Here is a 22,698-nt window from a genome sequence, read left to right on the forward strand (position 1 = left end):
GCTGTCCGGAAGGACCTGCGCGGTTAGGGCCGCGGGGGCAGTTCCCAGTTGACCGGCCCGGCGCCCTGGTCGGCAAGAAGCTCGTTGGCCGTGCTGAAGGGCCGCGAGCCGAAGAATCCGCGCGAGGCGGACAGGGGGCTCGGGTGTGCAGATGAGATCGACGGCGTCCCGTCCAGGAGCGGCCCCACCGCGGCGGCGTCCTTCCCCCAGAGGATGGCGACCAGCGGCTTGCGTTTCCCGTCCGCGGTGCGGCGGCCGGCGACGGCGATGACGGCCGCCGTCGTAATTGCCTCCCAACCCTTGCCCCGGTGCGATCCGGCACTGCCAGCGGTGACGCTCAGGACCCTGTTCAGCAGCAGCACGCCCTCCTTGCTCCAGGCGCTGAGGTCGCCGTGGGTCCGCGGCGGCAGGCCCAGATCGGATTCCATTTCGCGGTAGATGTTCGTCAGGCTCCGGGGAATGGGCCGGGTAGCCCCCGAGACCGCGAAGGAGAGCCCGATGGGGTGGCCCGGCGTCGGGTACGGATCCTGGCCGAGGATCAACACTTTCACCCCGGCAAGGGGTTGGCGGAAGGCACGGAGCAGGTCGGCTGCGGCCGGGAGCACCTCGGCTCCGCGGGCCGATTCGGCCGCGACGAAGCCCAGCACGGCGCGGAGCTCCGGCTCCACCCCTGCCAGCGCCTCCGCCCAGTCCGGGGCCACGAGCGCGGACAGCGGCAGGCCGCGGAGCTCCTCGAAATCCGCGGAGCTGTTTCCGGCGTCGAGTTCAAACAGCGCTTCATCGCTTCCCACGCCTCCATTCTTCCCGCGCAGGGACCGGCGGCGAAACGGCCCGGCAAATGACATGCCTGTTATTTGCCCGTTACCATGGGGAGGGATTGTGTTGGCAAGCGTCGAAGGAGTGTGTCGTGGCAGAGCCCGCGCAGGAACCCATGGCGCCGGGAGCCGGTGCATGGGCGCTGGATGACCTCACCGCAGAAGTCCGCAGCGACTCTCCGCTCGGCTCGCGGGAGCAGCAGATGCTGGCCCTGGAACGCCAGTGGTGGAAGTACGCAGGCGCCAAGGAACAGGCCATCCGGGAGCTGTTCGACCTCTCGGCGACGCACTACTACCAGCTCCTCAACGCCCTTATCGACTCCGAGGATGCGCTGGCCCACGACCCGATGCTCGTGAAGAGATTGCGTAGACTACGTACGTCACGGCAGCGCGCCCGCACGGCCCGCCGCCTCGGATCCGACGCCTGAGCCCCGCCGCTTGGGTGCAGGGCTGATTCCCGCAGCAAGCAGCAAGGACACCGCTTCATCATGACCAAATTCCCCCGCGATGAATTCGACCGTGTGCCGCAGAACTCCTCGCGCCAGGGTGTCCACCGCGTCATCACGCCGGCCTCCCGCCCGGCATTGTGGCCGGTCCTGGTCCTCGGAGCCCTGGCTCTGGTGGTCGGCCTGACGGCGTTCATGTTCCTGCCGAAATCCGCGCCCACGGCCTCGCCGAGCCAGGAGGCCGCCTCGCAGCAGCCCACGGCGTCGCCCTCCGCGAGTAGCGCCCCCAGCGCAAGCCCGAGCGCGACCCCGACGCCTAGCGAGACGCCGACGAGCACCGACCCTGTCGACAAGACCACCCCGGTGGCGGTCTACAACGGGGCCGGGGTCAGCGGCCTCGCCAGCAGGGTCTCCACTACGGTGCAGAACGACGGCTGGGCGTTGTCCGACGTCGGCAACTGGCAGGGCGCCCCGCAGCAGGCCTCCGCGATCTTCTACAACGGCCCGGAACAGAAGGGCAACGCCGAAGCCCTCGGCAAGCTCCTGGGCATCACAGCGCTACTCGACACCGCCGAGTACCAGGTACCGGTCGTCGTCGTCCTCGGCCCCGGGTATAACTAATCCCCACCGGCTCCCACATCTCGCTTCGCTCGATGCGGGTCCCTCGCCGGCGTGGGCCCACCACCGGCTCCCACGGGCACTCCGGTTACGCCTGAATAACATTGCTTCCCGACACCGGCCTGGCACCTCCCCGCGGCGGTGACCTTGGTTACAGTGGATGAAGCCGCTCCGGAGATCCCGGAGGCGGCTCGCAAACTGAAAGTGTGGGGAACATGGCTTTGGGAACCGTCAAATGGTTCAACGCCGAAAAGGGGTACGGCTTCATCACCGTCGATGAAACCGGGGACGACGTTTTTGTGCACTGGTCCGCCATCCAGATGGACGGCTTCCGCGCCCTTGAAGAAGGCCAGCGCGTGGAATTCGAGCTCGGCGAAGGCCAGAAGGGGCCGCAGGCAGAGAGCGTCCGGTTGATCTAGTGCAGTCAGCCCTCGGCCGGCGTCCAGCGCCCAACGGTGGAATGTGGGCCCTGGCACTTGCTTCCGGCCTTGTCCTTGCCGTCTCCGCCTGCGCGCCGATCGGAAATGCCCGGTTGGACTCCGTGGAAGCCAGCGGCGACGGGACGCTGCGGATCGGCCTGCTCCTGGACAATACGGGTGACTCAGCGTTCCTGAACGAGTCGGAGCTCGCCGCCGCGAAGCTCGCCGTCAAGCAGATCAACGCGGCGGGCGGGCACAAGGGCCAGCCCGTAGAGCTGCTCCCGCCAAACGCCACGGCGGACTCCGCAGAATTCGGCCGCGACGCCGGGGCCCAAGCGCACTCCCTGCTCGATGCCGGCGCCGACGTCGTCATCGGACCCAGCGACTCCAGCCACGCCCCGGCAGCGATCGACGTCCTCTCCCGCGCCAAAGTGCCGGTGATCTCGCCGGCCAACACGGCGACAGCCTTGAGCAGCTACCGGAGCGGCGGATACTACTTCCGCACCTCGGCTGCCGACTCCGCGCAGGGGAGCGTGCTCGCGAAGCTTGCCCACGACGGCGGTGCGAAGCGCCTTGCCGTGCTGCACGAAGACAGCGACTACGGCAAGGAGGTCTCCGCGGCAGTGTCGGATGCTGCCCGGCGGCTTGGCATGGAGGCGCTGCCCGCGGCGGGCTTCGCCGACGGCAAGGCCGGATCCGCAGTGGCGACGCTCAGGGACGCTGCGCCGGACGCCGTCGTCGTGGTTGCGCGCCGCGGTGCGCAGGGAGCCCTCACGGAACTGCTCAACGCGGGCATCTCCGGGAAGAAACTGCTCCTCAGCGACGGCGCCATCCGCCAATACGGCAGCGAAGTGGGCGCCGGTGGACTGGACGGCGCCCGCGGCGTGCTGCCGGGAACCTCCCCGGGGACGGACTTCCAGAACGAACTGGTGGGCATCGACCCGGGACTGAAGGACATGACCTTCGCCGCCGAGACGTTCGACGCCGTGAACCTGGCGGCTATTGCCGCCTCCGCTGCGGAGGACGACGCCGGAGCCTCCATCGCCGCGTCCCTCACCACGGTGTCCGGCGGGGTGCTGCCGAAGGCCGCCACCGGGAAGGACCGGACCACGTGCGGCACGTACGGGGAATGCGTGACTGCACTGAAGGCGGGCAAGACGCCGGATTACGACGGCGAATCCGGTGCCATCGCCTTTGATGCCAACGGCGACATCACCTCGGCGAACTACATGGTTTTCGGCTACGGCCCGGACAATACGGCCAAGATGGTGGGCAAGGAAACGGCCGCACGCTCCGCCGCGTCCTGATCTGCGGATGATCACCCCTGGCGAACACGGCCCCGCCAGGCCCGATCCGTCCGGCCTTGTGCTTGCACTCTCCCCGGGTGAGTGCTAATTATTGACTTAGCACTCACTGGCACTGACTGCTAATCCTCGCCGGTTGACGCCGTCGATGGAGCCGCAGTCGCCAGGGATCAAGAAAACCTTGCCGAGGTGAGGTCCGGACTGCGCGGCGTACAGAGGCCGCAAGGAACTGGCCGTCCGTCGCGGGCACCGCTGCAGGGCTCCTTCTTAACGACTGTCCCGAAAGGACTACCGCCGTTATGGCCAAGATCATTGCATTTGATGAAGAGGCACGCCGCGGTCTCGAGCGGGGTCTGAACACCCTCGCCGACGCCGTCAAGGTCACCCTCGGCCCGCGTGGCCGCAACGTCGTCCTGGAAAAGAAGTGGGGCGCCCCCACGATCACCAACGATGGTGTTTCCATCGCCAAGGAGATCGAACTCGACGACCCGTACGAGAAGATCGGCGCCGAGCTGGTCAAGGAAGTTGCCAAGAAGACGGATGACGTCGCTGGCGACGGCACCACCACGGCTACCGTGCTCGCTCAGGCCCTGGTCAAGGAAGGCCTGCGCAACGTTGCCGCCGGTGCCGACCCGCTGTCCCTCAAGCGCGGCATCGAGAAGGCCGTTGACGCCGTCATCGCCGAACTGCTGAACTCCGCCAAGGAAATCGAGACCAAGGAAGAGATCGCCGCCACTGCATCGATCTCCGCCGGCGACTCCGAAATCGGCAGCCTCATCGCCGAAGCCCTGGACAAGGTCGGCAAGGAAGGTGTCATCACCGTCGAGGAGTCCAACACCTTCGGCCTGGAGCTCGAGCTCACCGAGGGCATGCGCTTCGACAAGGGCTACATCTCCGCCTACTTCGTCACCGACGCAGAGCGCCAGGAAACGGTCCTCGAAGACCCGTACATCCTGATCGTCAACTCCAAGATCTCCAACGTGAAGGAACTCGTCACGGTCCTGGAGAAGGTCATGCAGTCCAACAAGCCGCTGCTGATCATCGCCGAAGACATCGAGGGCGAGGCCCTGGCCACCCTGATCGTCAACAAGATCCGTGGCACCTTCAAGTCCGTCGCCGTCAAGGCCCCGGGCTTCGGTGACCGCCGCAAGGCCCAGCTGGCCGACATCGCCATCCTCACCGGTGGCCAGGTCATCTCCTCCGAGGTCGGCCTCAGCCTCGAGAACGCCAGCCTCGAACTGCTGGGCCAGGCCCGCAAGGTTGTCGTCACCAAGGACGAGACCACCATCGTCGAAGGTGCCGGCGACGCCGAGCAGATCGCCGGCCGCGTGGCGCAGATCCGCGCCGAGATCGAGAACTCCGACTCCGACTACGACCGCGAGAAGCTGCAGGAACGCCTGGCCAAGCTGGCCGGCGGTGTTGCAGTCATCAAGGCCGGTGCCGCAACCGAGGTCGAACTCAAGGAACGCAAGCACCGCATCGAGGACGCCGTCCGCAACGCGAAGGCTGCCGTTGAGGAAGGCATCGTCGCCGGTGGTGGCGTTGCCCTGATCCAGGCCGGTGCCAAGGCATTCGCCAACCTGCAGCTCGAAGGCGACGAAGCAACCGGCGCCAACATCGTCCGCGTTGCCATCGACGCTCCGCTGAAGCAGATCGCCTTCAACGCCGGCCTCGAGCCGGGCGTTGTGGTGGACAAGGTCCGCGGCCTGCCCTCGGGCCACGGCCTGAACGCCGCCACCACGGTCTACGAAGACCTGCTGGCTGCCGGCGTCAACGACCCGGTCAAGGTCACCCGCTCTGCCCTGCAGAACGCTGCCTCCATCGCCGGTCTGTTCCTGACCACCGAGGCCGTCGTTGCCGACAAGCCTGAGAAGGCTGCCCCGGCCGGCCCCGGCGCCGACGAGATGGGCGGCATGGGCGGCTTCTAGGCCCCCAGCGCCTTCCGCGCACCACGCACGACGGCGGTTCCCACTTCGGTGGGGGCCGCCGTCGGCGTTTTGCCGGTCCGCTGTCCGGGGCCGCCTTTCCCCAGCGGGTTTCGCTGTCAGTCCCGTCTGGCAGGATTGAAGGCATGACGATTATTGCTGCCGCCGACGGCTCCGCCCTCGGCAATCCCGGGCCTGCTGGCTGGGCCTGGTACGTTGACGACTCCTGTTGGCAGGCAGGGGGCTGGCCGCACGGCACCAACAACCAAGGTGAACTGATGGCGGTGCTGGACCTCTTCAGGTCCACCGCCCACCTGCCCCAGGAGGACCTCCGGATCCTGTGCGACAGCCAGTACGTCATCAACTGCATTACCAAATGGATGGCAGGGTGGAAGCGCAAAGGCTGGCGCAAGGCTGACGGCAAGCCCGTGCTCAACGTGGACCTGCTGAAGGAAATCGACCAGGCCATCGCAGGCCGCAAGTACACCTTCGAATGGGTCAAGGGGCACGCAGGCCACGACCTCAACGAGGCCGCTGACGAACGCGCCCGCGCCGTGGCCTTCGCCTACCAGCAGGGAACCGCCGCGCCCGTCGGCCCCGGATTCCCCGGCGCCGCGCAGAAGGTGCCCGCCGGCGGTGCCGTGCCGGATGCCGCCGCAGGTGCAGGCGGTGCAGCCACCGTTGCCGCAACCCGAACTGCCGCGCCCGCAGCCGCCGCCCGGACTGCCGCTCCTGCCCGCCTGCACGCGGAGCCGGCCCTCTTTGGTGAGTCCGGCCTCTTCGGCCAGGCGGATCTCTTCAGCGAACTCGACGACGAGATCGTTTCGTCCGGCGAAGTCCCCGCCGAGGACATTGTGCTTGGCCTGGAGCGGGAACTGCTGCGCCCCGACGTCCGCGCAGACATCGGCAGGAGGGGCGTCCTCCTGCACCCGGACTTCGCCGAGATCGGCAGCTCCGGGCGCTACTGGACGAGGGATGCGATGCTGATGGCCCTCGAGGAGGATCCCGGGGAGGCCATCGAGGTGGAACTGCTGAGCGCCGACCGGCTCAGCGAAAACTCGATGCTGCTCAACTACCGCAGCCGTTCACGTGCCGGTGCGTCCCTGCGCAGCTCGCTCTGGCTGCTCGACCGGGGCCAGTGGCGGCTCCGCTTCCACCAGGGGACGCCCGAGAGCTAAGGGGACGTCCGGGAGCTTACGGGGGAGCTGCGGGGCCTGCCTGGGGGATGGCCGGCCCCGCAGGGCTTTGTTGGCGGAACGTCGTGGGTTGCCGACGGAGTCCGCGCCGGCGGTGCGCCCCTGTCAGTAGGTGAACCTCTGGGTGTTTCCCTGCTCGGTCTGCAGGTAGGCGGCAGCGGCCATGGACAGCGCGAGGTTGATGGAGGCCAGGGACGCTTCCACCTTGTTCTGCGTCAGCGTCCATTCGGCAATGAGGCTCTGGAAATTGTTGGCAGCTGTGCCTTTCCACGTGGCGTTGAGCTCGTCGAGCCCCCGCTTCATGGCTTGGACGTCTGCCCTGATCCGGTCCTCAGTCGCCTTGACGCTGGTTGATTTCAATTGGAGCAGTTCGGTATCGACGGAAATGACGCTCATGGCGTTGCCTTTCGACTCTGGCGGGTCCGCTGATGCGGCTGGCTGTGGTCCACGCCAATGAGCCTAGGTCCGGGCATTGCAGCCCTCCAGTGCCCGGAGCCGCTATGTGGACAACTGCCGCAATTCCGCCGATCCGGGCGCCGTATCGGCTAGGAAACGGGCCCGGTTGCGGCGTCGGCGGCGTCCTGGCCTCGACCGGAGTGGCCTTCGCCAGGAAGTCCCCGCTCTGAAAGTTCCTGCCCGGACAGGCCGTCGCGGCGGGGGAGGCTGACCACCAACGTGGCCCCGCCGCCGTCGGTGTCTTCCACCCGGACGGTACCGCCGTGGGAGGCGACGATCGCTGAAACGATCGCCAGGCCCAGCCCGCTTCCGCCGGTCTCCCGGGTCCGGGACGTGTCCGCACGGTAGAAACGCTCGAAGATCCGCGGCCTTTCCTCCACAGGGATGCCGGCGCCGTGGTCCCGCACCTCCAGGACCGAAATCTCGCCGGCTTCGGTGTTCCGTACCCCGACGCCGATCTCCACGGGCGTCCCTTCGGGCGTGTAGCGCAGGGCATTGCCCACCAGGTTCCCCAGCACCTGGCGCAGTTTCGCCTCATCGCCGAGCACCGGAGCCGCAACCGCCGCGCCGCCGTCGATCCCGGTGAGCGAGAACGCCCGGCCGGGGGAGTTCGCCCGGGAGTCCAGCACGGCGTCGTTGGCCAGCAGCCGCAGGTCCACGGGGTTGAGCTGCAGCGGCCGCTGTTCGTCCAGGCGGGCAAGCATCAACAGGTCCTCGACCATCGATCCCATGCGCTTGGCTTCGCTTTCGATCCTGCCCATCGCAGTGCCGACGTCTTCGGGGGTGGCCAGGGCGCCGTGCCGGTAGAGCTCGGAAAAACCGCGGATGGTCACCAGGGGAGTACGCAGTTCGTGGGAGGCATCGGCGGCGAAGCGCCGCATCCGGCCCTCCGAGGCCGCACGTGCGGCGAAGGACGTCTCAATATGGGCGAGCATCGCGTTCAGTGATGCGCTCAGCCGGCCCACTTCCGTGGCGGGGTTTTCGATCTCCACGCGGCGGGACAGGTCCCCGGCGGCGATGGCCGCGGCAGTCTTCTCCACGCGCACCAACGGCCGGAAGGACCGGCCCACCGTCCACGTGGCGATGAAGAATGCCAACACCAGCGTCAGCAGCCCGACGCCGACCACCACCAGCGTGGCATGCTCCATGACCTTGTCCACCGGGGTCAGCGGCAGGCCCACGGTTACCACCGCGTTCTGCCCGGTGCTGGTGTCCACGACGACGACGGCCACCACGCGCCAGTTGTTCCCGTCCGTGCCGCGCACCTGGAAGGGCTGGAGGCCGTAGCTGCGGGCAGTATCAGGGGAGAAGCTGGTGATAGCCGGGTGGATGTCCTTGTCGCCGCCGAAGGGGTACGGGGCGGCCCCGGGGCTGAAAAGCATGAGGGAGTAGTCGGTGGGGACGGCGGGATTGGGTTCGAGCTTGTCGAAGGAACGCTGCTGCCGTGCGAGTTCGACGGCGGCCCGCAGCTTGTCGTCCACCTGGTCCTGCAGGTAGCTCCGCACCAGGGTCAGGGTTCCGGCGCCCGTCGCGGCGAGTGCCAGGAGCAGCAGGCCCATGATGATCGCCACGAGCTGTGACTTCAGGGAGGCCGACCTCCAACGTTCGCTCAAGGTCAGCGCTTCTCCGCTGTCCGCAGCACGTAGCCTACGCCGCGCTTGGTCTGGATGAGGCCTGCCGAGTCCGGATCGATGTCCACCTTGCGGCGCAGATAGGAGATGTAGGACTCCACGATCGAGGCGTCGCCGTTGAAGTCGTATTCCCAGACGTGGTCGAGGATCTGGGCCTTGGACAGGACCCTGTTCGGGTTCAGCATCAGGTAGCGGAGCAGCTTGAACTCGGTGGGCGACAGCTCGATCACGGTGCCGCCGCGGCGCACCTCGTGGGCGTCGTCGTCGAGCTCCAGGTCGTCCACCCGGAGGACGGCGTCGTCGTCCTCAAGCGGCTGCGTCCGGCGCAGCACCGCGCGGATCCGGGCTACCACTTCGTCGAGGCTAAAGGGTTTGGTGACGTAGTCGTCCCCGCCGACAGTGAGTCCGGTGACCTTGTCCTCGGTGTCGTCCTTGGCGGTCAGGAACAGCACCGGGAAGTGCTTGCCCGAGGCGCGCAGGCGGCGGGTGACGGTGAAACCGTCCATGTCCGGGAGCATGACGTCCAGGACCACGAGGTCCGGGGCATGCTGCTCGACGGCGGCCAGCGCCTCGCGTCCGTTGGCTGCGGCGACAACGTCAAAACCTGCGAACCGCAGCGAGGTGGAGAGCAATTCGCGGATGTTCGGTTCGTCGTCGACAACAAGGAGCTTGGCTTCAGGACCGTTCTTCTTCATGCATTCATGGTGCTCCCAGTAACTGTGAGTTTGCTGGACGCTTGTTGTGAGGAACATCCAGGTTCCTGGACTGCGGGCCGCCTGGACTGCCGCCTGGCCTGCCGCCTGGATACGGACACGCCGGGGCGGGAAGGCAAAAATGTCAGTGCCCGGTTCCACACTGGAGCCATGACACAGCAAGCAGCACCGAAGACCGGTTCCACCACCGAATACCACGTCCACTACCTTGACGCGGAGTCTGGACGCCTCGGGCATGAGACCTTCGACGGCCTGGCCGAGGCCGAGCGCTTCGCGGACTCGAAGCTGTCCGCCCCGGAATCCTGGGCTACGGTGGATGCCGTTCCGGCGGCCCGTGCGGGACGCCTGGTGGCTTGAAGACCGCCTTGGTTTTCCGCGCGTTGGTTTTCCCGGCGCGTTAGTTTCCCAGCACCAGCCCCGCCGCCAGCGCGGTCATCGTCACGGCGATGCCGCCGTCGAGGATCCGCCACGAGGCCGGCCGGGCGAAGAACCCCCGGAGCAGGCGGGCCCCGAAGCCCAGCGAGCAAAACCACAGGATGCTGCCCAGCACCGCTCCCGCGCCGAACCACCACTGCAGCCCTTCGCCTTGGGCATTGGCCACCGAGCCCAGCAGGACCACAGTGTCCAGGTAGACGTGGGGGTTGAGCCAGGTCAGGGCCAGGATGGTGGCCAGCGCCGGGGCCAGGCCCGTGGCGCGGGTCTTGGTCGCGAGGGCTGTCGACCCCGGCGCGGCGGACCCCGCCCCTGCAGGCCCGGTTCCCGCAGTCAGTCCGCCATCAGCCCGCCCGTCGCCGTCGTCTTCCCCGGGAAGCAGGGACTGCGGACGGAAGGCGCGCCGTGCCGCCATGGCCCCGTAGCAAAACAGGAACGCGGCACCGACGTACCGCAGTGCCACCACTACGGCCGGCGCGGCAGTCACCAAGCCCCCCATGCCGAGGATCCCGGCGGCGATGAGCGCAGCGTCGGAGACCGCGCACACCGCAACGACGGCGGCCACATGCCGGCCGAGGAGGCCCTGCCGCAGCACAAAGGCGTTCTGGGCTCCGATGGCCACGATGAGGGCGAGTCCGGTGCCGAGGCCCAGGACGATTGCATGAATGATTCCGCTGATTTCCACCCCATCGACGCTACGGTCGCCCACGTGGTTAGACCAGCTAAAGATTCTTAGCATCCCTAAGATGATCTTATGAGCCGCTTTTCCTCCGAGCAGTTGCGCACCTTTGCCGCCGTCGTCAGCGAAGGCACCCTCGAAGCCGCCGCCCGGCACCTCCACGTGACGGCCTCGGCCGTCTCCCAGCGCCTCAAGTCGCTGGAGGACAGCGCCGGCCAGGTCCTGCTGCGGCGCAGCAATCCGGTCGAGGCGACAGCGGCCGGGGAAGTGGTGCTGCGCCTGGCCAGGCAGATGGCGCAGCTTGAGGAGGACGCAGCACGCGAGCTGGGGCTCACTGCCGGGTCCCCGGAGCATCACAGCATGCCCATCGCGATCAACGCGGACTCCCTCGCTGTCTGGTTTCTGCGCGCACTGGCAAGGATGCCCGCCGGGCTGGACGTGGCCTTCGATCTGCGCCGGGACGACGAGCAGCATTCTGCGGGCCTGTTGCGCTCGGGCGATGTGATGGCGGCAGTGACGGCCACCCCCGAAGCGGTGCAGGGGTGCCGTGTGGAACCCTTGGGCACCATGCGCTACCGGGCCGTGGGCGCGCCGGATTTCGTCGAACAATGGCTGCCGGACGTCGGTGATGGGAGCCCGCTGGATCCGCAGCAGCTCAATGCTGCTCCCGCAGTCGACTTCGACCGGAAGGATACCTACCAGGACGTTTTCCTCGACGGCCTGTTCAGGAAATCACGCAGCCGTGCGGCGCGGCCGGCGCGGCCGGCGCGGGGGCCGCGGCACTACGTTCCGGCGTCGCAGGACTTCTTCGACGCCGTCCGCCTGGGCCTCGGCTGGGCCCTCGTCCCCGAAATCCAATGCCTGCCGGAGGTGGATGCAGGGCGCCTGGTGGAGCTGGCACCGGAACGTCCCTTCGACGTTCCGCTGTACTGGCAGCGCTGGCGCACGTCGTCGCCGCTGCTGGACACCGTCAGCCAGGTGGTGCGGGCCACCGCGGCCGACTACCTGCTGGGTCCTGAAGCCGCCGGGCCGCGCCGCCGATGAAGCCCCCGGCAAACGAGGGACCCCGGCCTGCGGCCGGAGTCCCTCGGATTCATTGCGCGGCTTGTTGCGAGCCGGTATTTGTTGCGAGCCGCGTATCAGCGGTTCAGGTGGTGCCTACTGCGGGATGTTGACGTTCGCCGGGTGGTTTCCATGACTCTTGTCGTCGTAGGCCGCTCCGCCGAGGCCGCACAGCTGCGCAGCCGTCAGGCCGGAAGGCGCCGCCGCGAGCGAGGCCTTGTCCACGCCGTCAACGGTCACCGTGCTGGAGTAGAGCGAGTTATCGGCTTCCTTGCACACGAGGACAATGATCTTGAAGTCGCGTGGATTGACAAAGGTGAGGGTCACCGTGGAACCGCCCGTCACCGTGACAGCCTGCGGCGCTGCGGTGTCGTGGCCCGGAGGCGTCGTGGTTTCCACCACCCAGTAGTTGCCCACCAGGATGTTGGTGAAGGAGCACTTGCCGTCAGCACCGGTGGTGCAGGTGGTGGTTGTCGCTGTGTCCTCGGCACCGAGGGTTCCGCCCACAGGGGCATTGTCGTTGTACAGCGTGAAGACGGCGCCCTGGAGCGGTGAAGCCGGGCTGTCGTCATCCTGCTTGACTACGTTGATCGTTCCACACCGGGATTCGCCGGCGCTGATCGGTGCGATGAAGTCCTTCACTGCCGAGGTGAAGGAGTCGGACGAGCGGCTCTTCAGGTACGCAGATGCGAACGGCAGGCAGGCTCCCGGCGGGATGAGGCCGGCATCGGTCAGGTTGATGGCGGCTTCGCCGAAGGTCCGGACGCTGAGGGTGCGCGGGGCGTTCGGGGCAATCGGGTCCGTGACCGGAACAGAGTTGATTGAGCCTTCGAAGAACCCTGTCAGGCTGTGGACCTTGTCCCAGCAAGGAACGGTGTTCGAAGCTTCGCACACCGTCCGGGGATTGCCGGTGGTTACCCAAAGGTGGTAGCCGAGGATGGGGTTCACGCCGCCCTGGGACAGATCGTACTTAATGAGGACGTCACCGGCCGAGCGGACCGGAGTGACGCCGTTGCCCGAGAGGACGCTGGACTTATTGAACTCGAAGTCCATGTTGGTGGTGCCGTTTGGTTCCTGGACACGCTCCCAGGCGAGGTAGAGGAAGTCATCGCCGTTTTCCGGGATGAGCCGGGTATAGAAGCGAAGCAGGTCGCTCTTGTTGTTCGGAATGGAGCCGTCGATCACGCTCGGTACGGCGTCGTCTTCCTTGGTGCCATTGCCGAAGGAATCATCGGTCTGGCCCGTGTCCTTGTCGAGCCCACATCCGAGGACGGTTCCGGGCGGACAGTCGATGCCTGCGTTGGCCCAGTCCATGGCCTCGTCATCGACGACGAGGTTGCCGTCCGCGGCATCGAAGCTGCTTCCGGAGAGGTTTGCCTGGGCGGCGGTGGTGCCGCTCAAGGCCAGCGCAAAAACGGCCAATCCGACGCCGATTTGTGCGCGTGTCTTTCTGTGCATAGTGATCGCTTCCCAACATTGAGAACGCTTCATAATGCCCGGTCCTTGCGGGGCCGGGCGCCGCAGTCCGTGACCGCGGCCGCGCACATTGCCGGACGTGCCGGTGCCCGGAGGGGAGAAACGGGGAGAGAGTGCCAGGCGTCGGCCGGAATGAGTGGGTGGCAATGCACGCAGAAGGCGCCTTGCGGCGCTGGCCCAGCCTGTCGGCGGGGCCTGGCGGACTCCTCTGAGTCAAGTCCGTCCAGCGACACACCCCCCGGCGGGTCGATTATAGCGTTGCGATAACGGCCGGACAATCGGCGATGCCCGCCCTTTTGCGGTTATCTGACCGTACTGGCCGTGCCCGGCTTTCAGCCCGCCGCGCCGACGTCTTTAGCGTCCATGATCCGGTAGGCATAACCCTGCTCGGCCAGGAAACGCTGGCGCCTCGCGGCGAAGTCCTGGTCCAGGGTGTCCCGGGCAACCAGGGCGTAGAACCGCGCCGCCCGGCCGTCCTTCTTGGGACGAAGGAGCCTGCCGAGCCGCTGGGCCTCCTCCTGCCGGGACCCGAAGGAGCCGGAGACCTGGATCGCCACGGAGGCCTCGGGCAGGTCGATGGAGAAGTTGGCCACCTTGGACACCACCAGGGTGTTGATCTCCCCGGCCCGGAACGCGTCGAACAGTTTCTGCCGCATGCGGACGGGGGTTTCGCCCTTGATCACCGGGGCGTCCAGGCGCTGGCCGATTTCGTCGAGCTGATCGATGTACTGACCGATCACCAGCAGCTGCTCGCCCACGTGAGCGGCAACCAGCTGTTCGACGAGCGCGGTCTTGGTTTCCGACGTCGAGCACAGCCGGTACTTGTCGGCGTCGTCGGCCATCGCATACGCAACCCGCTCGTCCCGCGGCAGGTCCACCCGGACTTCCACGCAGTCCGCCGGGGCGATGTAGCCCTGGGCTTCGATGTCCTTCCACGGCGCGTCGTACCGCTTGGGCCCGATGAGCGAAAACACCTCGCCCTCCCGGCCGTCCTCGCGGACCAGGGTGGCGGTCAGGCCAAGCCGGCGCCGGGCCTGGAGATCTGCCGTCATCCGGAAGATCGGCGCGGGCAGGAGGTGGACCTCGTCGTAGATGATGAGGCCCCAATCGTGCCCGTCCACGAGTTCCAGGTGCGGGTAGATCCCGCCCCGCCTGGTCGTGAGCACCTGGTAGGTGGCGATCGTGACCGGCCGGACCTCCTTGACCGAGCCGGAATACTCGCCGATCTCGTCCTCGGTGAGCGTGGTCCGCCGGAGCAGTTCGTCCTTCCACTGCCGCGCCGCCACCGTGTTTGTCACCAGGATCAGCGTGGTGGTGCAACCGGTGGCCATGGCTGCCGCCCCCACGATCGTCTTGCCCGCCCCGCAGGGAAGGACGACGACGCCGCTGCCGCCGGCCCAGAAGTTCTCCGTGGCCAGTTTCTGGTAGGGCCGCAGCTGCCAGCCGTCCTCGTTGAGGCTGATCAGGTGCGGCGTGCCGTCCACGTACCCGGCGCGGTCATCGGCCGGCCAGCCCAGCTTGAGCAGCAACTGCTTGAGCTGACCGCGCTGCGAAGAGTGCACCACCACGGTTTCGCCGTCGATCCGCGGTCCCAGCAGGGGAGCGATCTTCTTGGCGCGGATGACCTCCTCCAGGACGGGATAGTCGTCCGTGCGCATCACCAGTCCGTGCTGCGGGTCCTTCTCCAAGCGGAGCCGACCGTAGCGGGACATGGTTTCCTCGACGTCCAGCAGCAGCGAATGCGGCACCGGAAAACGTGAGTACCGCAGGAGCGTGTCCAGCACCTTTTCGGCGTCCAGTCCCGCCGCCCGCGCGTTCCAGAGCCCGAGCGGGGTGAGCCGGTAGCTGTGCACATGCTCCGGGGCGCGCTCCAGCTCGGCGAACGCCGCAATGGCATGCCTGGCCTCGGTGGCGAGTTCATGGTCCACTTCCAGCAGGATGGTCTTGTCGCTCTGCACAATCAGCGGACCGTCGCTCACTGAAGCTCCCTTACTTGTGTGGCTTGGCGGCCTGCCCGGCCGCGGGTTCGACGTCGACAATCCGGTGGATCGACAGCACCCGTTCGGTGTCCCGGGCAGGGTCGAACACCCGGACCCTACCACCGGAGACGGACACAGGAACAACCGTTTCGCTGTTGGAATTCCCTTGTCCGTCCACCACGTTCATGGTCACGGCCTGCTTCAGGCGGATGGCGCGCTGCAGCGCCTCAAGCCCCAGCTGCGCGGCCGCCTCGCCGGAGGTCTCCGCCGCCCCGCCCCGCCGGTGCCGCAGCACCGCAAGCTGCGCTTCGACGTCGTCCTCTGCGGGAGCCGAGCGCGGCGCCGAATAGACCGGACGGGCACTTCCGGCGACAGCGGCGGTCCGCTTATAACGGACGACGGCGGGCTCGGGCTCCTGCACGGTGGGGGACAGTCCCAGCTCGCGCAGCACCCTCGCGGTCTCCCGGGGGCTCGCCGCCGAGGTGAGCACGGTGGGTGCGATCCGGACCAGGCCCAGGCTTGACGCGCCGGCCTCGAGAAGGAGTTCGGCGATGGCGGCTTCGTCGTCGCTCTGGATGAAGCTGGCGCTGCTCGCGACGCGCAGCCTGCCGTGCCTGGACGCGGTGTCCTGCACCAGGTACTCCAGTGGCTGGGGTACGTCCGTGGCGGAGTGCTCGCCCAGGAACTGCAGGATGGACGCGGCGTCCTGGCCGGCGTCGAGCGCCCTGCGGATGGAAGCCTCGGAGAAACGGTAGATGGTGGCGGGGCCCTGCCCCTCGGCATCGGCGAGCAGGGTGAGGCGCTCGCCGAGTCCCGGCGCCAGGTACCCCGGCGCCACGGCAGTGAGGTCGGCCTGCAGGAGCACGTGGTTGACGGCGGCCGGCAGGTGCTCGCCGAGGATTTCCAGGGCCCGGTCCGGCTCTTCGACGGCGATTGCCGCGCCGAGCTGGGTGAACGCGCCGGAACCGATGAGCCCCAGGAGTTCCGCCTCGCGCAGGATCCCTGGCACCAGGGAGCTGAAGCGGCGGGCCATCCGGGGCTGTGACCACTCCGCCCGTTCCAGGACGGAACGCGCGTCGAGGACGGGGGCCCGGCCGTCGGGCGCGGAGGCCTCCACCGTGAGTTCCTGCAGGATGTCCAACACGCGACGCCGGATCAACGGGGCGTCCGGGCGCTGGGCCTCGGCGGACAGGGCGTTGATGGTGGTTCCGGCGGAGTTCGGCCTGCCTTGGTGGCCGGCGGATGCCGACACAGCCTGTCCCACCAGGGAGGGCGCCCGTTCGCTTGCCAGCCAGGCGTTGACCACCCAGAGCCATTGTTCCTGGCGCGGCAGGGCGAGCCACTCCAGGCCCTGCGGCTGGATCCAAGTTGAGCTGTCCACGTCCAGGCGCAGGAGCCCGGCCAATGCGGCGACTTCCAGGAAGAGGCCGGTCTCGCGGATTTCCAGCCGGAGCCTGTCCGCGAGGCGCTTCAGTTCGCGCACGCCAACGCCGCCGCTGCGCAGAGTGGCGAGCGGCTGCTCGCGCACGGCCGCGAGCAGTTCGCCCAGGAGCCGCAGGGCCTCGGCGATCGCGCCGAGGGCCGCGTTCCGGCGGAGCAGGGCGCTAGTGAGGCCCAGTTCGGGCTGCGGGGCCTGCACCGTGAAATGGTCCACGATCATGCCGTTGCGCAGGGCCAGCCCCACGCTGTGCGGAAGCTCCACGTGGGAGGCGTCCAGGGGGACCAGCAGGCCGCGGGCCAGCAGCCAGTCGACAGGGCCGACGTCGGGTCCTTCGTTGCCGATCGAGGCCATGCGCTGGGCCTGGGGCACGGCACCCATGGCCCAGTTCCCGAACTTGTCCAGCAGGGCGCGGGTCCGCTCCGGGGCGCCGGCGAGGATGTGGTCCAGGGCCTTGGGTCCAGAGGTCCAGCGCTGCAGGGCGAGGGCGGCCTCCATGGGGGTGGCCGCCTCCGGGACGCCCGCCCCGCTGCGGCGCAGCTCGGCAACCAGATGGACCACGCGCTGCGCGAAGGCAGGCTGCAGCCGCACCAGTTCCGTGTAGCTGCGGCCCAGGCCCGCCGGGTAGATGCCCACCACGTCCTTCAGGCTTCCCACCGGAAGGTAGAAACGCTGCCTGGACACGGGCGGATGGGTGCCGGTGGGCGGCTCGCAGCGGTGGATGAGGGCCAGGTCCCCGAGCCGGTGGAGGATGGCCTCCAGCGCCGTCAGCGTGGCCCCGGCAATTGCCTTCTTCAGTCCTGCGGCGGAAACGCCGTGGCCGGTGTCCGGGTTCGTGCAGAGATGCACGGCTTCGAGGACCTGCATCTCCGGCTTGGTCAGGCGCTCCAAGGCGCGCTGCACGCTCACCCGCGCGCTGGCCCGTGCAGCGAGGGCCGCGAAGTCCGGGGCCGCCGGGGAAATCAGGTCCGGACGCGCGGCGAACAGGGCCCGCAGCGAGTCGTCGCTGCGCGCTTCCAGGTCCTTGCTGAGCGCGCGGATGAGGGACATCACTTCAACGTTACCGCCCGCAGGACCCAGCGTGCCCTGCCTTATTTCCGGCGGCGCTGGACCACCGCGTCCACCACCAGGACGAGCATCGCGAGAAAGGCAAGCGGCAGGCCGTAGAGGGCAAGCGACGTCATCCAGGCGGGGGCGGCGCTGCCCGCGGCGGCGATCGCCATGACCCCGCCCACGGCGGCGAGGGACAGCAAAGCGACGACGGCGGCGGCGATCGTCAGGGGGCGGCGGTAGCCGGTGATACTCATGGAAGCAACGCTAACAGCCCGTCCCAAAGCACGGGATCGCTGCCCGGCACGATAACCTTGAGGGAACAGACCAACACGGAGCAGGCAATCGCCCCTGATCCCGCAGGAACCCTGCGGATGCGGTGAGCTGCCGGCCGTGTCTCCACGCAAGAACGAAGAAGGTTGAATACGTGCCCACCGGCAAGGTCAAGTGGTATGACAAGGACAAAGGTTTCGGCTTCCTCGCGGCCGAAGACGGCCAGGAAGTCTTCCTGCCCAAATCGGCGCTGCCCGCAGGCGTGAACGAACTCAAGGCCGGAACCCGGGTCGAGTTCGGCGTGGCCGACGGCCGCCGCGGCGCCCAGGCCCTCGGCCTGCGGGTGCTGGACAAGCTGCCGTCCGTTGCCAAGGCCAAGCGCATGGGCGCCCGCGAGCTCGCCCCCGTGGTCCAGGACCTCGTGTCCGTGCTCGACAAGCTGTCCGGCAGCCTCTCCGCCGGCAAGTACCCCGACGGCGCCAAGGGCAAGGCCATCGCGGCTGTCCTCCGCAAGGTTGCCGACGAGCTCGAGGCCTAGGCCACCCATGACCTCCGAATCCGTAGAAGCCGGCCAGGCCGACGCTCCCGCAGCGGCGGACGGGGGCTCTTCCGCGCGGAAAACCGCTGCGGCCACGTCCCAGGGAGCACCGGCGAAGGCTCCGGCAGCCAAGCCGCGCGCCGGCGTCCCGGTGTGGCGGGTCGGCAAGCCGGACGCCTTCCTCGCTGCCGCCGTCGACGTCGCCCGCGATGCGGTGGCCACCATCGCGAAGGACAGCGAGATCGGCCCGCACATCGCGGCGAAGTCCGAGGGCGAACGGGTAGTCACGCACCTCTTCGAGTCCCGGCTGCCCGGCTACGGCGGCTGGCAGTGGTACGCCGTGGTGACGCGCAATTCCCGCTCCAAGACGGTCACCGTGAGCGAACTCGGGCTGCTGCCCTCGGAGGAATCCATCCTGGCCCCCGAATGGGTCCCGTGGGCCAAACGCGTCCGCCCCGAGGATGAGGCCCCGGTTCCGGAGAGCGATTCCGACGACGACGGCGAGCCCGGTTCCGAGGCCGACGAACCGTCCGCTGGCGCAGACGCAGCCGACGGTCCCGAAAACGCTGCCAGCGGCGCCGACACTTCGGAAGACACCGACGAACCCGACGAGGAACCCGACGACGATGGCGGCGACGGCGAATCCGAGGCTGAATAAGTCTTGGGGTGTCCTGCAGGTGATCCGGATGAAGGCGGCAACTGATGTCCACCTTCAAATCCCTGCACATCCGCAACTACCGCGTCTGGTTCCTGGGCGCCTTGGTCTCCAACGTCGGGACCTGGATGCAGCGTACTGCCCAGGACTGGCTGGTCTTCGACCACCTCAGCAACCATGACGCCGGCGCCATGGGCATCACGCTTGCCCTGCAAATGGGTCCACAGCTCTTCCTGGCGCCTTGGGCGGGGCTGCTGGCGGACCGCTACAACCGCCGCCGCCTGCTCTTCCTGACCCAGGGGCTCATGGCCCTGCTGAGCACGGGCCTGGGAATCCTGGTGGTGGCCGGGGCCGGGCAGCTGTGGCACGTCTACGTCTTCGCCCTCCTGCTGGGACTGGTGTCCGCGCTGGATGCGCCGGTCCGCCAGACCTTCGTCTCCGAACTTGTAGGCGACGATTCCCTGGCCAACGCCGTGGCGCTCAACAGTGCTTCGTTCAATGTCGCCCGCATGATCGGCCCGGCCGTCGCCGGCGTGCTCACCGTGGTGGTGGGTCCGGGCGGGGTCTTCCTGCTGAACACCGTGACGTTCCTGGCGATGATCCAGGCCCTGGCCCTCATTCCCATGGGCACCCTGCGTGTGCAGCCCCGCGCCGCGGCGGGCAAGGGCCGCATTGTTGAGGGCCTGCGCTACGTTCGCCACCGCCGGGACATCGTGGTGGTCCTTGTGGCGATCTTCATCATGGGCACCCTCGGGCTGAACTTCGTCCTGTTCATCGCGGCGATGGTGGGCACGGAATTCGGCATGGACGCCAGCGCCTTCGGGCTGATGAATTCGGTGATGGCCATCGGCTCGGTGGCCGGCGCGCTGCTCTCGGCCCGGCGGGGACGGCCGCGCCTGCGCCTGATCTTCGGGGCCGCCGGGGCCTTCGGTGTGGCCAGCCTCCTGGCGGCCCTCGCCCCCGATTACACCTTGTTCGGGTTCGCGCTGGTGCCCGTGGGACTGTTCGCGCTGACCATGATCACCAGCGCCAACGGCTACGTGCAGTCGACCACCGATCCGGTGATGCGTGGCCGCGTCATGGCGCTGTACATGGCGATCTTCATGGGCGGGACACCCATCGGGGCGCCGCTGGTGGGCTGGATCGCCAACGTCGCCGGCCCGCGCTGGTCCCTCGGCGTCGCCGCGGCCGCCGGCATCTCGGCCGCCGTCGTCGGGCTTGTCTGGATTGTCAGGGCGCGGCAGCTCCGCCTGCGGTTCGACCGGAGCGCAAGGGGGCTGCGGGTCTTCCGGATCGCCTCGGTGTCGACGGGAGCAGCCCAGGCTTCCGACAGGCAGGCTCCTTAAACAGAAAGCGCCGCCCCGGAAACCCGGAGCGGCGCCGTCCAGTAGTTGTACTACTTGCGCAGCTCGCCCACCACGTAGTCGATGCTGGCCAGCAGCGCCGAGACGTCATCGGGCTCGATGGCAACGAAGGTGGCGATGCGCAGCTGGTTGCGGCCCAGCTTGCGGTACGGCTCGGTGTCCACGATGCCGTTGGCGCGCAGCGCCTTGGCGATGGCGCCAGCGTCCACTGAGTCGTCGAAGTCGATCGTGGCGATGACGTTGGAGCGGTCTTCGGCCTTGGCCACGAACGGGGTGGCGAATTCGGAGGCTTCGGCCCACTGGTAGACACGCTGTGCGGAGTCTGCGGTGCGCTTGGCAGCGAAGTCCAGGCCGCCGTTCTTGTTCAGCCACTGGACCTGGGCGTCCAGGGTGACCAGCGTGGTCAGCGACGGCGTGTTGTAGGTCTGGTTCAGCTTGGAGTTGTCGATCGCGGTCTGCAGGTCCAGGAAGTCCGGGATCCAGCGGCCGCTGGCCTTGACGCGGGCGGCGCGCTCCAGCGCGGCGGGGGAGAACAGGCCAAGCCACAGGCCGCCGTCGGACGCGAAGTTCTTCTGCGGGGCGAAGTAGTACACGTCGGCTTCGGCGACGTCGACGTCAAGGCCGCCGGCCGCCGACGTGGCGTCCACCAGGACGAGCGCGCCGTCGTCGGCCCCGGCAACGCGCTTGACCGGAGCGGCGACGCCGGTGGACGTCTCGTTCTGCGGCCAGGCATAGACGTCCACGCCGGCTTCGGCAGACGCGACGGGGCGGGTGCCCGGCTCGGACTTGATGATGGAGGAGGCCTCCAGGAACGGGGCCTTGTTGGTGGCCGCGGCGAACTTGGAGCCGAACTCGCCGAAGGACAGGTGCTGTGCCTTCTTCTCCACCAGGCCGAAGCTGGCGACGTCCCAGAACGCGGTGGAGCCGCCGACGCCGAGGATCACCTCATAGCCTTCAGGAGCGCGGAAGAACTCGCTGAGGCCTTCGCGCACGGAACCCACCAGGTTCTTGACCGGTGCCTGGCGGTGCGAGGTGCCGAGGATGGTTGCGGAGGCTGCGGAGAGTGCTTCGATCTGCTCCGGGCGCACCTTCGAAGGCCCGGCGCCAAACCGGCCGTCGACAGGCTTCAGGTCTGCCGGGATAGTGATGCTGTTCTCGCTCACGGTTTAGCTCCAATGGTGTAGCGGCCTGGTGGTTCGTGACGGGTGGCAGAAGTGCGCCATCGCCTCCCCAATTCTGCCTGACTTCGCCGGGAGCTCAGAACCGGGGTGTCACAGTGCGCCACGCCCCGGCAAATGTGCCCCGCACACCGCCCCGGAATTATCAAGAGTAATTCCAAATAAGCTAAGATGGAGCCTGGAGTCCGGGCCGGAATGCCCGCGAATCGGCCGCCTGTCCGCTTGCGGTACGGTGGAAAATACGCAAGATACTGTGCTCGAGGAGCTGAGCTGGATGACGGATTTGATCGATACCACTGAGATGTATCTTCGAACCATTTTGGAGCTCGAAGAAGAGGGCATCGTGGCTCTTCGTGCCCGCATCGCCGAACGCCTCCGGCACTCCGGCCCCACGGTTTCCCAGACGGTGGGCCGCATGGAGCGGGACGGGCTCGTCGTCGTCTCCAATGACCGCCACCTCGAACTGACTCCGGCCGGGCGCAAGCGTGCCACCGAAGTCATGCGCAAGCACCGGCTCGCGGAACGGCTCCTGTCGGACGTCATCGGCCTGGACTGGGCCTACGTCCATGACGAGGCATGCCGCTGGGAGCACGTGATGAGCGAACGCGTCGAGCGCAGGCTGTACGAACTGCTCGACCGGCCCACCGAGTCCCCCTACGGAAACCCGATCCCGGGGCTCGAAGCGATCGGTGGGACCCCTGCACTTCCCTTCGGCGACGGCGTCGTCAACCTCCTGCAGGCCATGGACGACTACGCTCCGGACGCCCGCGTCGTAGTCAGCCGTCTGGCCGAGCCGATCCAGGTGGAGCCCGAACTGCTGGTGCAGTTGGACGAAGGCGGCATCCGCCCCGGCGCGCAGGTGTCCCTGGCCCGGGTAGGGGAGTACATCTCGGTCCGCGTCCCGGGCATTGAGGGCGCACTGGAGCTTCCGCCGGAAGTCGCCGCACACGTCTTTGTGACCGTCGCCTGACCCCTCGGCGAAGATAACGAATTTATTACTGAGGGTGTTAATCACCTATAGTTGGGTACTAGCGCTGATACCAAAGCGTTA

Annotated in this window: 22 protein-coding genes; 12 read left to right on the forward strand and 10 right to left on the reverse strand. The window is 67.9% G+C overall.

What is annotated here, in order from left to right; genetic code table 11:
* Window positions 1-23 precede the first annotated feature (23 nt).
* On the reverse strand, window positions 24-791 hold the full coding sequence (locus tag D3654_RS09110; RefSeq protein WP_245413158.1) for a uracil-DNA glycosylase: 768 nt from the start codon (window positions 789-791) through the stop codon (window positions 24-26).
* Window positions 792-907: 116 nt separating this feature from the next.
* Between D3654_RS09110 and D3654_RS09115 the strand changes: the two genes are divergently transcribed.
* The 6 genes from D3654_RS09115 to D3654_RS09140 all read left to right on the forward strand — a co-directional run bounded on the left by D3654_RS09115 (window position 908) and on the right by D3654_RS09140 (window position 6,705).
* Window positions 908-1,243: a DUF3263 domain-containing protein gene (locus D3654_RS09115; protein ID WP_120521183.1), complete on the forward strand. Its 336-nt coding sequence runs from the start codon at window positions 908-910 to the stop codon at window positions 1,241-1,243.
* Window positions 1,244-1,303: 60 nt separating this feature from the next.
* Window positions 1,304-1,882 (forward strand): LytR C-terminal domain-containing protein, encoded by a 579-nt coding sequence (locus D3654_RS09120; RefSeq protein ID WP_120521184.1) that lies wholly within the window; start codon window positions 1,304-1,306, stop codon window positions 1,880-1,882.
* Window positions 1,883-2,094: 212 nt separating this feature from the next.
* The gene (locus D3654_RS09125; protein WP_115789218.1) at window positions 2,095-2,298 is read left to right on the forward strand and encodes a cold-shock protein; all 204 of its coding nucleotides are present in this window, start codon (window positions 2,095-2,097) and stop codon (window positions 2,296-2,298) included.
* 41 nt (window positions 2,299-2,339) lie between these two features.
* Window positions 2,340-3,605, forward strand: coding sequence for an ABC transporter substrate-binding protein (locus D3654_RS09130; protein ID WP_120521185.1), 1,266 nt, complete (start codon window positions 2,340-2,342; stop codon window positions 3,603-3,605).
* Between the two features lie 296 nt (window positions 3,606-3,901).
* Window positions 3,902-5,530 (forward strand): chaperonin GroEL, encoded by a 1,629-nt coding sequence (gene groL, locus D3654_RS09135; RefSeq protein WP_120521186.1) that lies wholly within the window; start codon window positions 3,902-3,904, stop codon window positions 5,528-5,530.
* Window positions 5,531-5,673: 143 nt separating this feature from the next.
* Window positions 5,674-6,705 (forward strand): ribonuclease HI family protein, encoded by a 1,032-nt coding sequence (locus D3654_RS09140; protein WP_120521187.1) that lies wholly within the window; start codon window positions 5,674-5,676, stop codon window positions 6,703-6,705.
* Window positions 6,706-6,828: 123 nt separating this feature from the next.
* Here D3654_RS09140 and D3654_RS09145 read toward each other — a convergent pair whose 3' ends face one another.
* The 3 genes from D3654_RS09145 to D3654_RS09155 all read right to left on the reverse strand — a co-directional run bounded on the left by D3654_RS09145 (window position 6,829) and on the right by D3654_RS09155 (window position 9,505).
* Entirely contained in the window at window positions 6,829-7,119 is a 291-nt protein-coding gene (locus D3654_RS09145; protein WP_120521188.1) for a WXG100 family type VII secretion target, read from the reverse strand.
* 149 nt (window positions 7,120-7,268) lie between these two features.
* A complete protein-coding gene (locus tag D3654_RS09150; RefSeq protein WP_205571768.1) occupies window positions 7,269-8,792 on the reverse strand; it encodes a sensor histidine kinase in 1,524 nt (507 codons plus the stop codon).
* Window positions 8,793-8,794: 2 nt separating this feature from the next.
* Window positions 8,795-9,505, reverse strand: a complete 711-nt coding sequence (locus D3654_RS09155) for a response regulator transcription factor (RefSeq protein ID WP_120521189.1) — start codon at window positions 9,503-9,505, stop codon at window positions 8,795-8,797.
* A gap of 168 nt (window positions 9,506-9,673) precedes the next feature.
* Between D3654_RS09155 and D3654_RS09160 the strand changes: the two genes are divergently transcribed.
* Complete coding sequence (locus D3654_RS09160) at window positions 9,674-9,880, forward strand: hypothetical protein (RefSeq protein ID WP_120521190.1); 207 nt, start codon at window positions 9,674-9,676, stop codon at window positions 9,878-9,880.
* A 40-nt stretch (window positions 9,881-9,920) separates the two neighbouring features.
* Here the strand turns inward: D3654_RS09160 and D3654_RS09165 are convergent, their stop codons facing one another.
* A complete protein-coding gene (locus D3654_RS09165) occupies window positions 9,921-10,664 on the reverse strand; it encodes a LysE/ArgO family amino acid transporter (protein WP_245413159.1) in 744 nt (247 codons plus the stop codon).
* A 45-nt stretch (window positions 10,665-10,709) separates the two neighbouring features.
* Between D3654_RS09165 and D3654_RS09170 the strand changes: the two genes are divergently transcribed.
* On the forward strand, window positions 10,710-11,678 hold the full coding sequence (locus D3654_RS09170) for a LysR family transcriptional regulator ArgP (protein WP_120521192.1): 969 nt from the start codon (window positions 10,710-10,712) through the stop codon (window positions 11,676-11,678).
* Window positions 11,679-11,792: 114 nt separating this feature from the next.
* Here the strand turns inward: D3654_RS09170 and D3654_RS09175 are convergent, their stop codons facing one another.
* The 4 genes from D3654_RS09175 to D3654_RS09190 form a co-directional block, all read right to left on the reverse strand.
* The gene (locus tag D3654_RS09175; protein ID WP_162943691.1) at window positions 11,793-13,154 is read right to left on the reverse strand and encodes a prealbumin-like fold domain-containing protein; all 1,362 of its coding nucleotides are present in this window, start codon (window positions 13,152-13,154) and stop codon (window positions 11,793-11,795) included.
* 350 nt (window positions 13,155-13,504) lie between these two features.
* Window positions 13,505-15,151, reverse strand: a complete 1,647-nt coding sequence (locus tag D3654_RS09180) for a DNA repair helicase XPB (RefSeq protein WP_120521194.1) — start codon at window positions 15,149-15,151, stop codon at window positions 13,505-13,507.
* A gap of 10 nt (window positions 15,152-15,161) precedes the next feature.
* Complete coding sequence (locus D3654_RS09185) at window positions 15,162-17,639, reverse strand: helicase-associated domain-containing protein (RefSeq protein WP_120521195.1); 2,478 nt, start codon at window positions 17,637-17,639, stop codon at window positions 15,162-15,164.
* Window positions 17,640-17,680: 41 nt separating this feature from the next.
* Entirely contained in the window at window positions 17,681-17,896 is a 216-nt protein-coding gene (locus D3654_RS09190) for a hypothetical protein (RefSeq protein WP_120521196.1), read from the reverse strand.
* Between the two features lie 170 nt (window positions 17,897-18,066).
* Between D3654_RS09190 and D3654_RS09195 the strand changes: the two genes are divergently transcribed.
* From D3654_RS09195 to D3654_RS09205, 3 genes are read left to right on the forward strand one after another with little or no spacing between them, the layout of a single operon-like run.
* Window positions 18,067-18,450 (forward strand): cold-shock protein, encoded by a 384-nt coding sequence (locus tag D3654_RS09195; protein ID WP_120521197.1) that lies wholly within the window; start codon window positions 18,067-18,069, stop codon window positions 18,448-18,450.
* A 7-nt stretch (window positions 18,451-18,457) separates the two neighbouring features.
* Window positions 18,458-19,108, forward strand: a complete 651-nt coding sequence (locus D3654_RS09200; protein ID WP_120521198.1) for a DUF3027 domain-containing protein — start codon at window positions 18,458-18,460, stop codon at window positions 19,106-19,108.
* Between the two features lie 44 nt (window positions 19,109-19,152).
* The gene (locus tag D3654_RS09205; protein WP_120521199.1) at window positions 19,153-20,451 is read left to right on the forward strand and encodes an MFS transporter; all 1,299 of its coding nucleotides are present in this window, start codon (window positions 19,153-19,155) and stop codon (window positions 20,449-20,451) included.
* Window positions 20,452-20,501: 50 nt separating this feature from the next.
* Here D3654_RS09205 and serC read toward each other — a convergent pair whose 3' ends face one another.
* Window positions 20,502-21,632: a phosphoserine transaminase gene (gene serC / locus D3654_RS09210; protein WP_120521200.1), complete on the reverse strand. Its 1,131-nt coding sequence runs from the start codon at window positions 21,630-21,632 to the stop codon at window positions 20,502-20,504.
* A gap of 289 nt (window positions 21,633-21,921) precedes the next feature.
* Here serC and D3654_RS09215 point away from each other — a divergent pair, with 289 nt between their 5' ends.
* Complete coding sequence (locus D3654_RS09215) at window positions 21,922-22,617, forward strand: iron-dependent transcriptional repressor DtxR (protein WP_120521211.1); 696 nt, start codon at window positions 21,922-21,924, stop codon at window positions 22,615-22,617.
* Window positions 22,618-22,698 lie beyond the last annotated feature (81 nt).

Source organism: Arthrobacter celericrescens, from assembly GCF_003614925.1.
GTDB lineage: Bacteria > Actinomycetota > Actinomycetes > Actinomycetales > Micrococcaceae > Arthrobacter > Arthrobacter celericrescens.

Coding starts and splice junctions, on each gene's coding strand:
- D3654_RS09120 (WP_120521184.1), top strand. CDS start 1,304: ATGACCAAATTCCCCCGCGATGAATTCGACCGTGTGCCGCAGAACTCC.
- D3654_RS09125 (WP_115789218.1), top strand. CDS start 2,095: ATGGCTTTGGGAACCGTCAAATGGTTCAACGCCGAAAAGGGGTACGGC.
- D3654_RS09130 (WP_120521185.1), top strand. CDS start 2,340: ATGTGGGCCCTGGCACTTGCTTCCGGCCTTGTCCTTGCCGTCTCCGCC.
- groL (WP_120521186.1), top strand. CDS start 3,902: ATGGCCAAGATCATTGCATTTGATGAAGAGGCACGCCGCGGTCTCGAG.
- D3654_RS09140 (WP_120521187.1), top strand. CDS start 5,674: ATGACGATTATTGCTGCCGCCGACGGCTCCGCCCTCGGCAATCCCGGG.
- D3654_RS09145 (WP_120521188.1), bottom strand. CDS start 7,119: ATGAGCGTCATTTCCGTCGATACCGAACTGCTCCAATTGAAATCAACC.
- D3654_RS09155 (WP_120521189.1), bottom strand. CDS start 9,505: ATGAAGAAGAACGGTCCTGAAGCCAAGCTCCTTGTTGTCGACGACGAA.
- D3654_RS09160 (WP_120521190.1), top strand. CDS start 9,674: ATGACACAGCAAGCAGCACCGAAGACCGGTTCCACCACCGAATACCAC.
- D3654_RS09170 (WP_120521192.1), top strand. CDS start 10,710: ATGAGCCGCTTTTCCTCCGAGCAGTTGCGCACCTTTGCCGCCGTCGTC.
- D3654_RS09175 (WP_162943691.1), bottom strand. CDS start 13,154: ATGCACAGAAAGACACGCGCACAAATCGGCGTCGGATTGGCCGTTTTT.
- D3654_RS09185 (WP_120521195.1), bottom strand. CDS start 17,639: ATGTCCCTCATCCGCGCGCTCAGCAAGGACCTGGAAGCGCGCAGCGAC.
- D3654_RS09190 (WP_120521196.1), bottom strand. CDS start 17,896: ATGAGTATCACCGGCTACCGCCGCCCCCTGACGATCGCCGCCGCCGTC.
- D3654_RS09200 (WP_120521198.1), top strand. CDS start 18,458: ATGACCTCCGAATCCGTAGAAGCCGGCCAGGCCGACGCTCCCGCAGCG.
- D3654_RS09205 (WP_120521199.1), top strand. CDS start 19,153: ATGTCCACCTTCAAATCCCTGCACATCCGCAACTACCGCGTCTGGTTC.
- D3654_RS09215 (WP_120521211.1), top strand. CDS start 21,922: ATGACGGATTTGATCGATACCACTGAGATGTATCTTCGAACCATTTTG.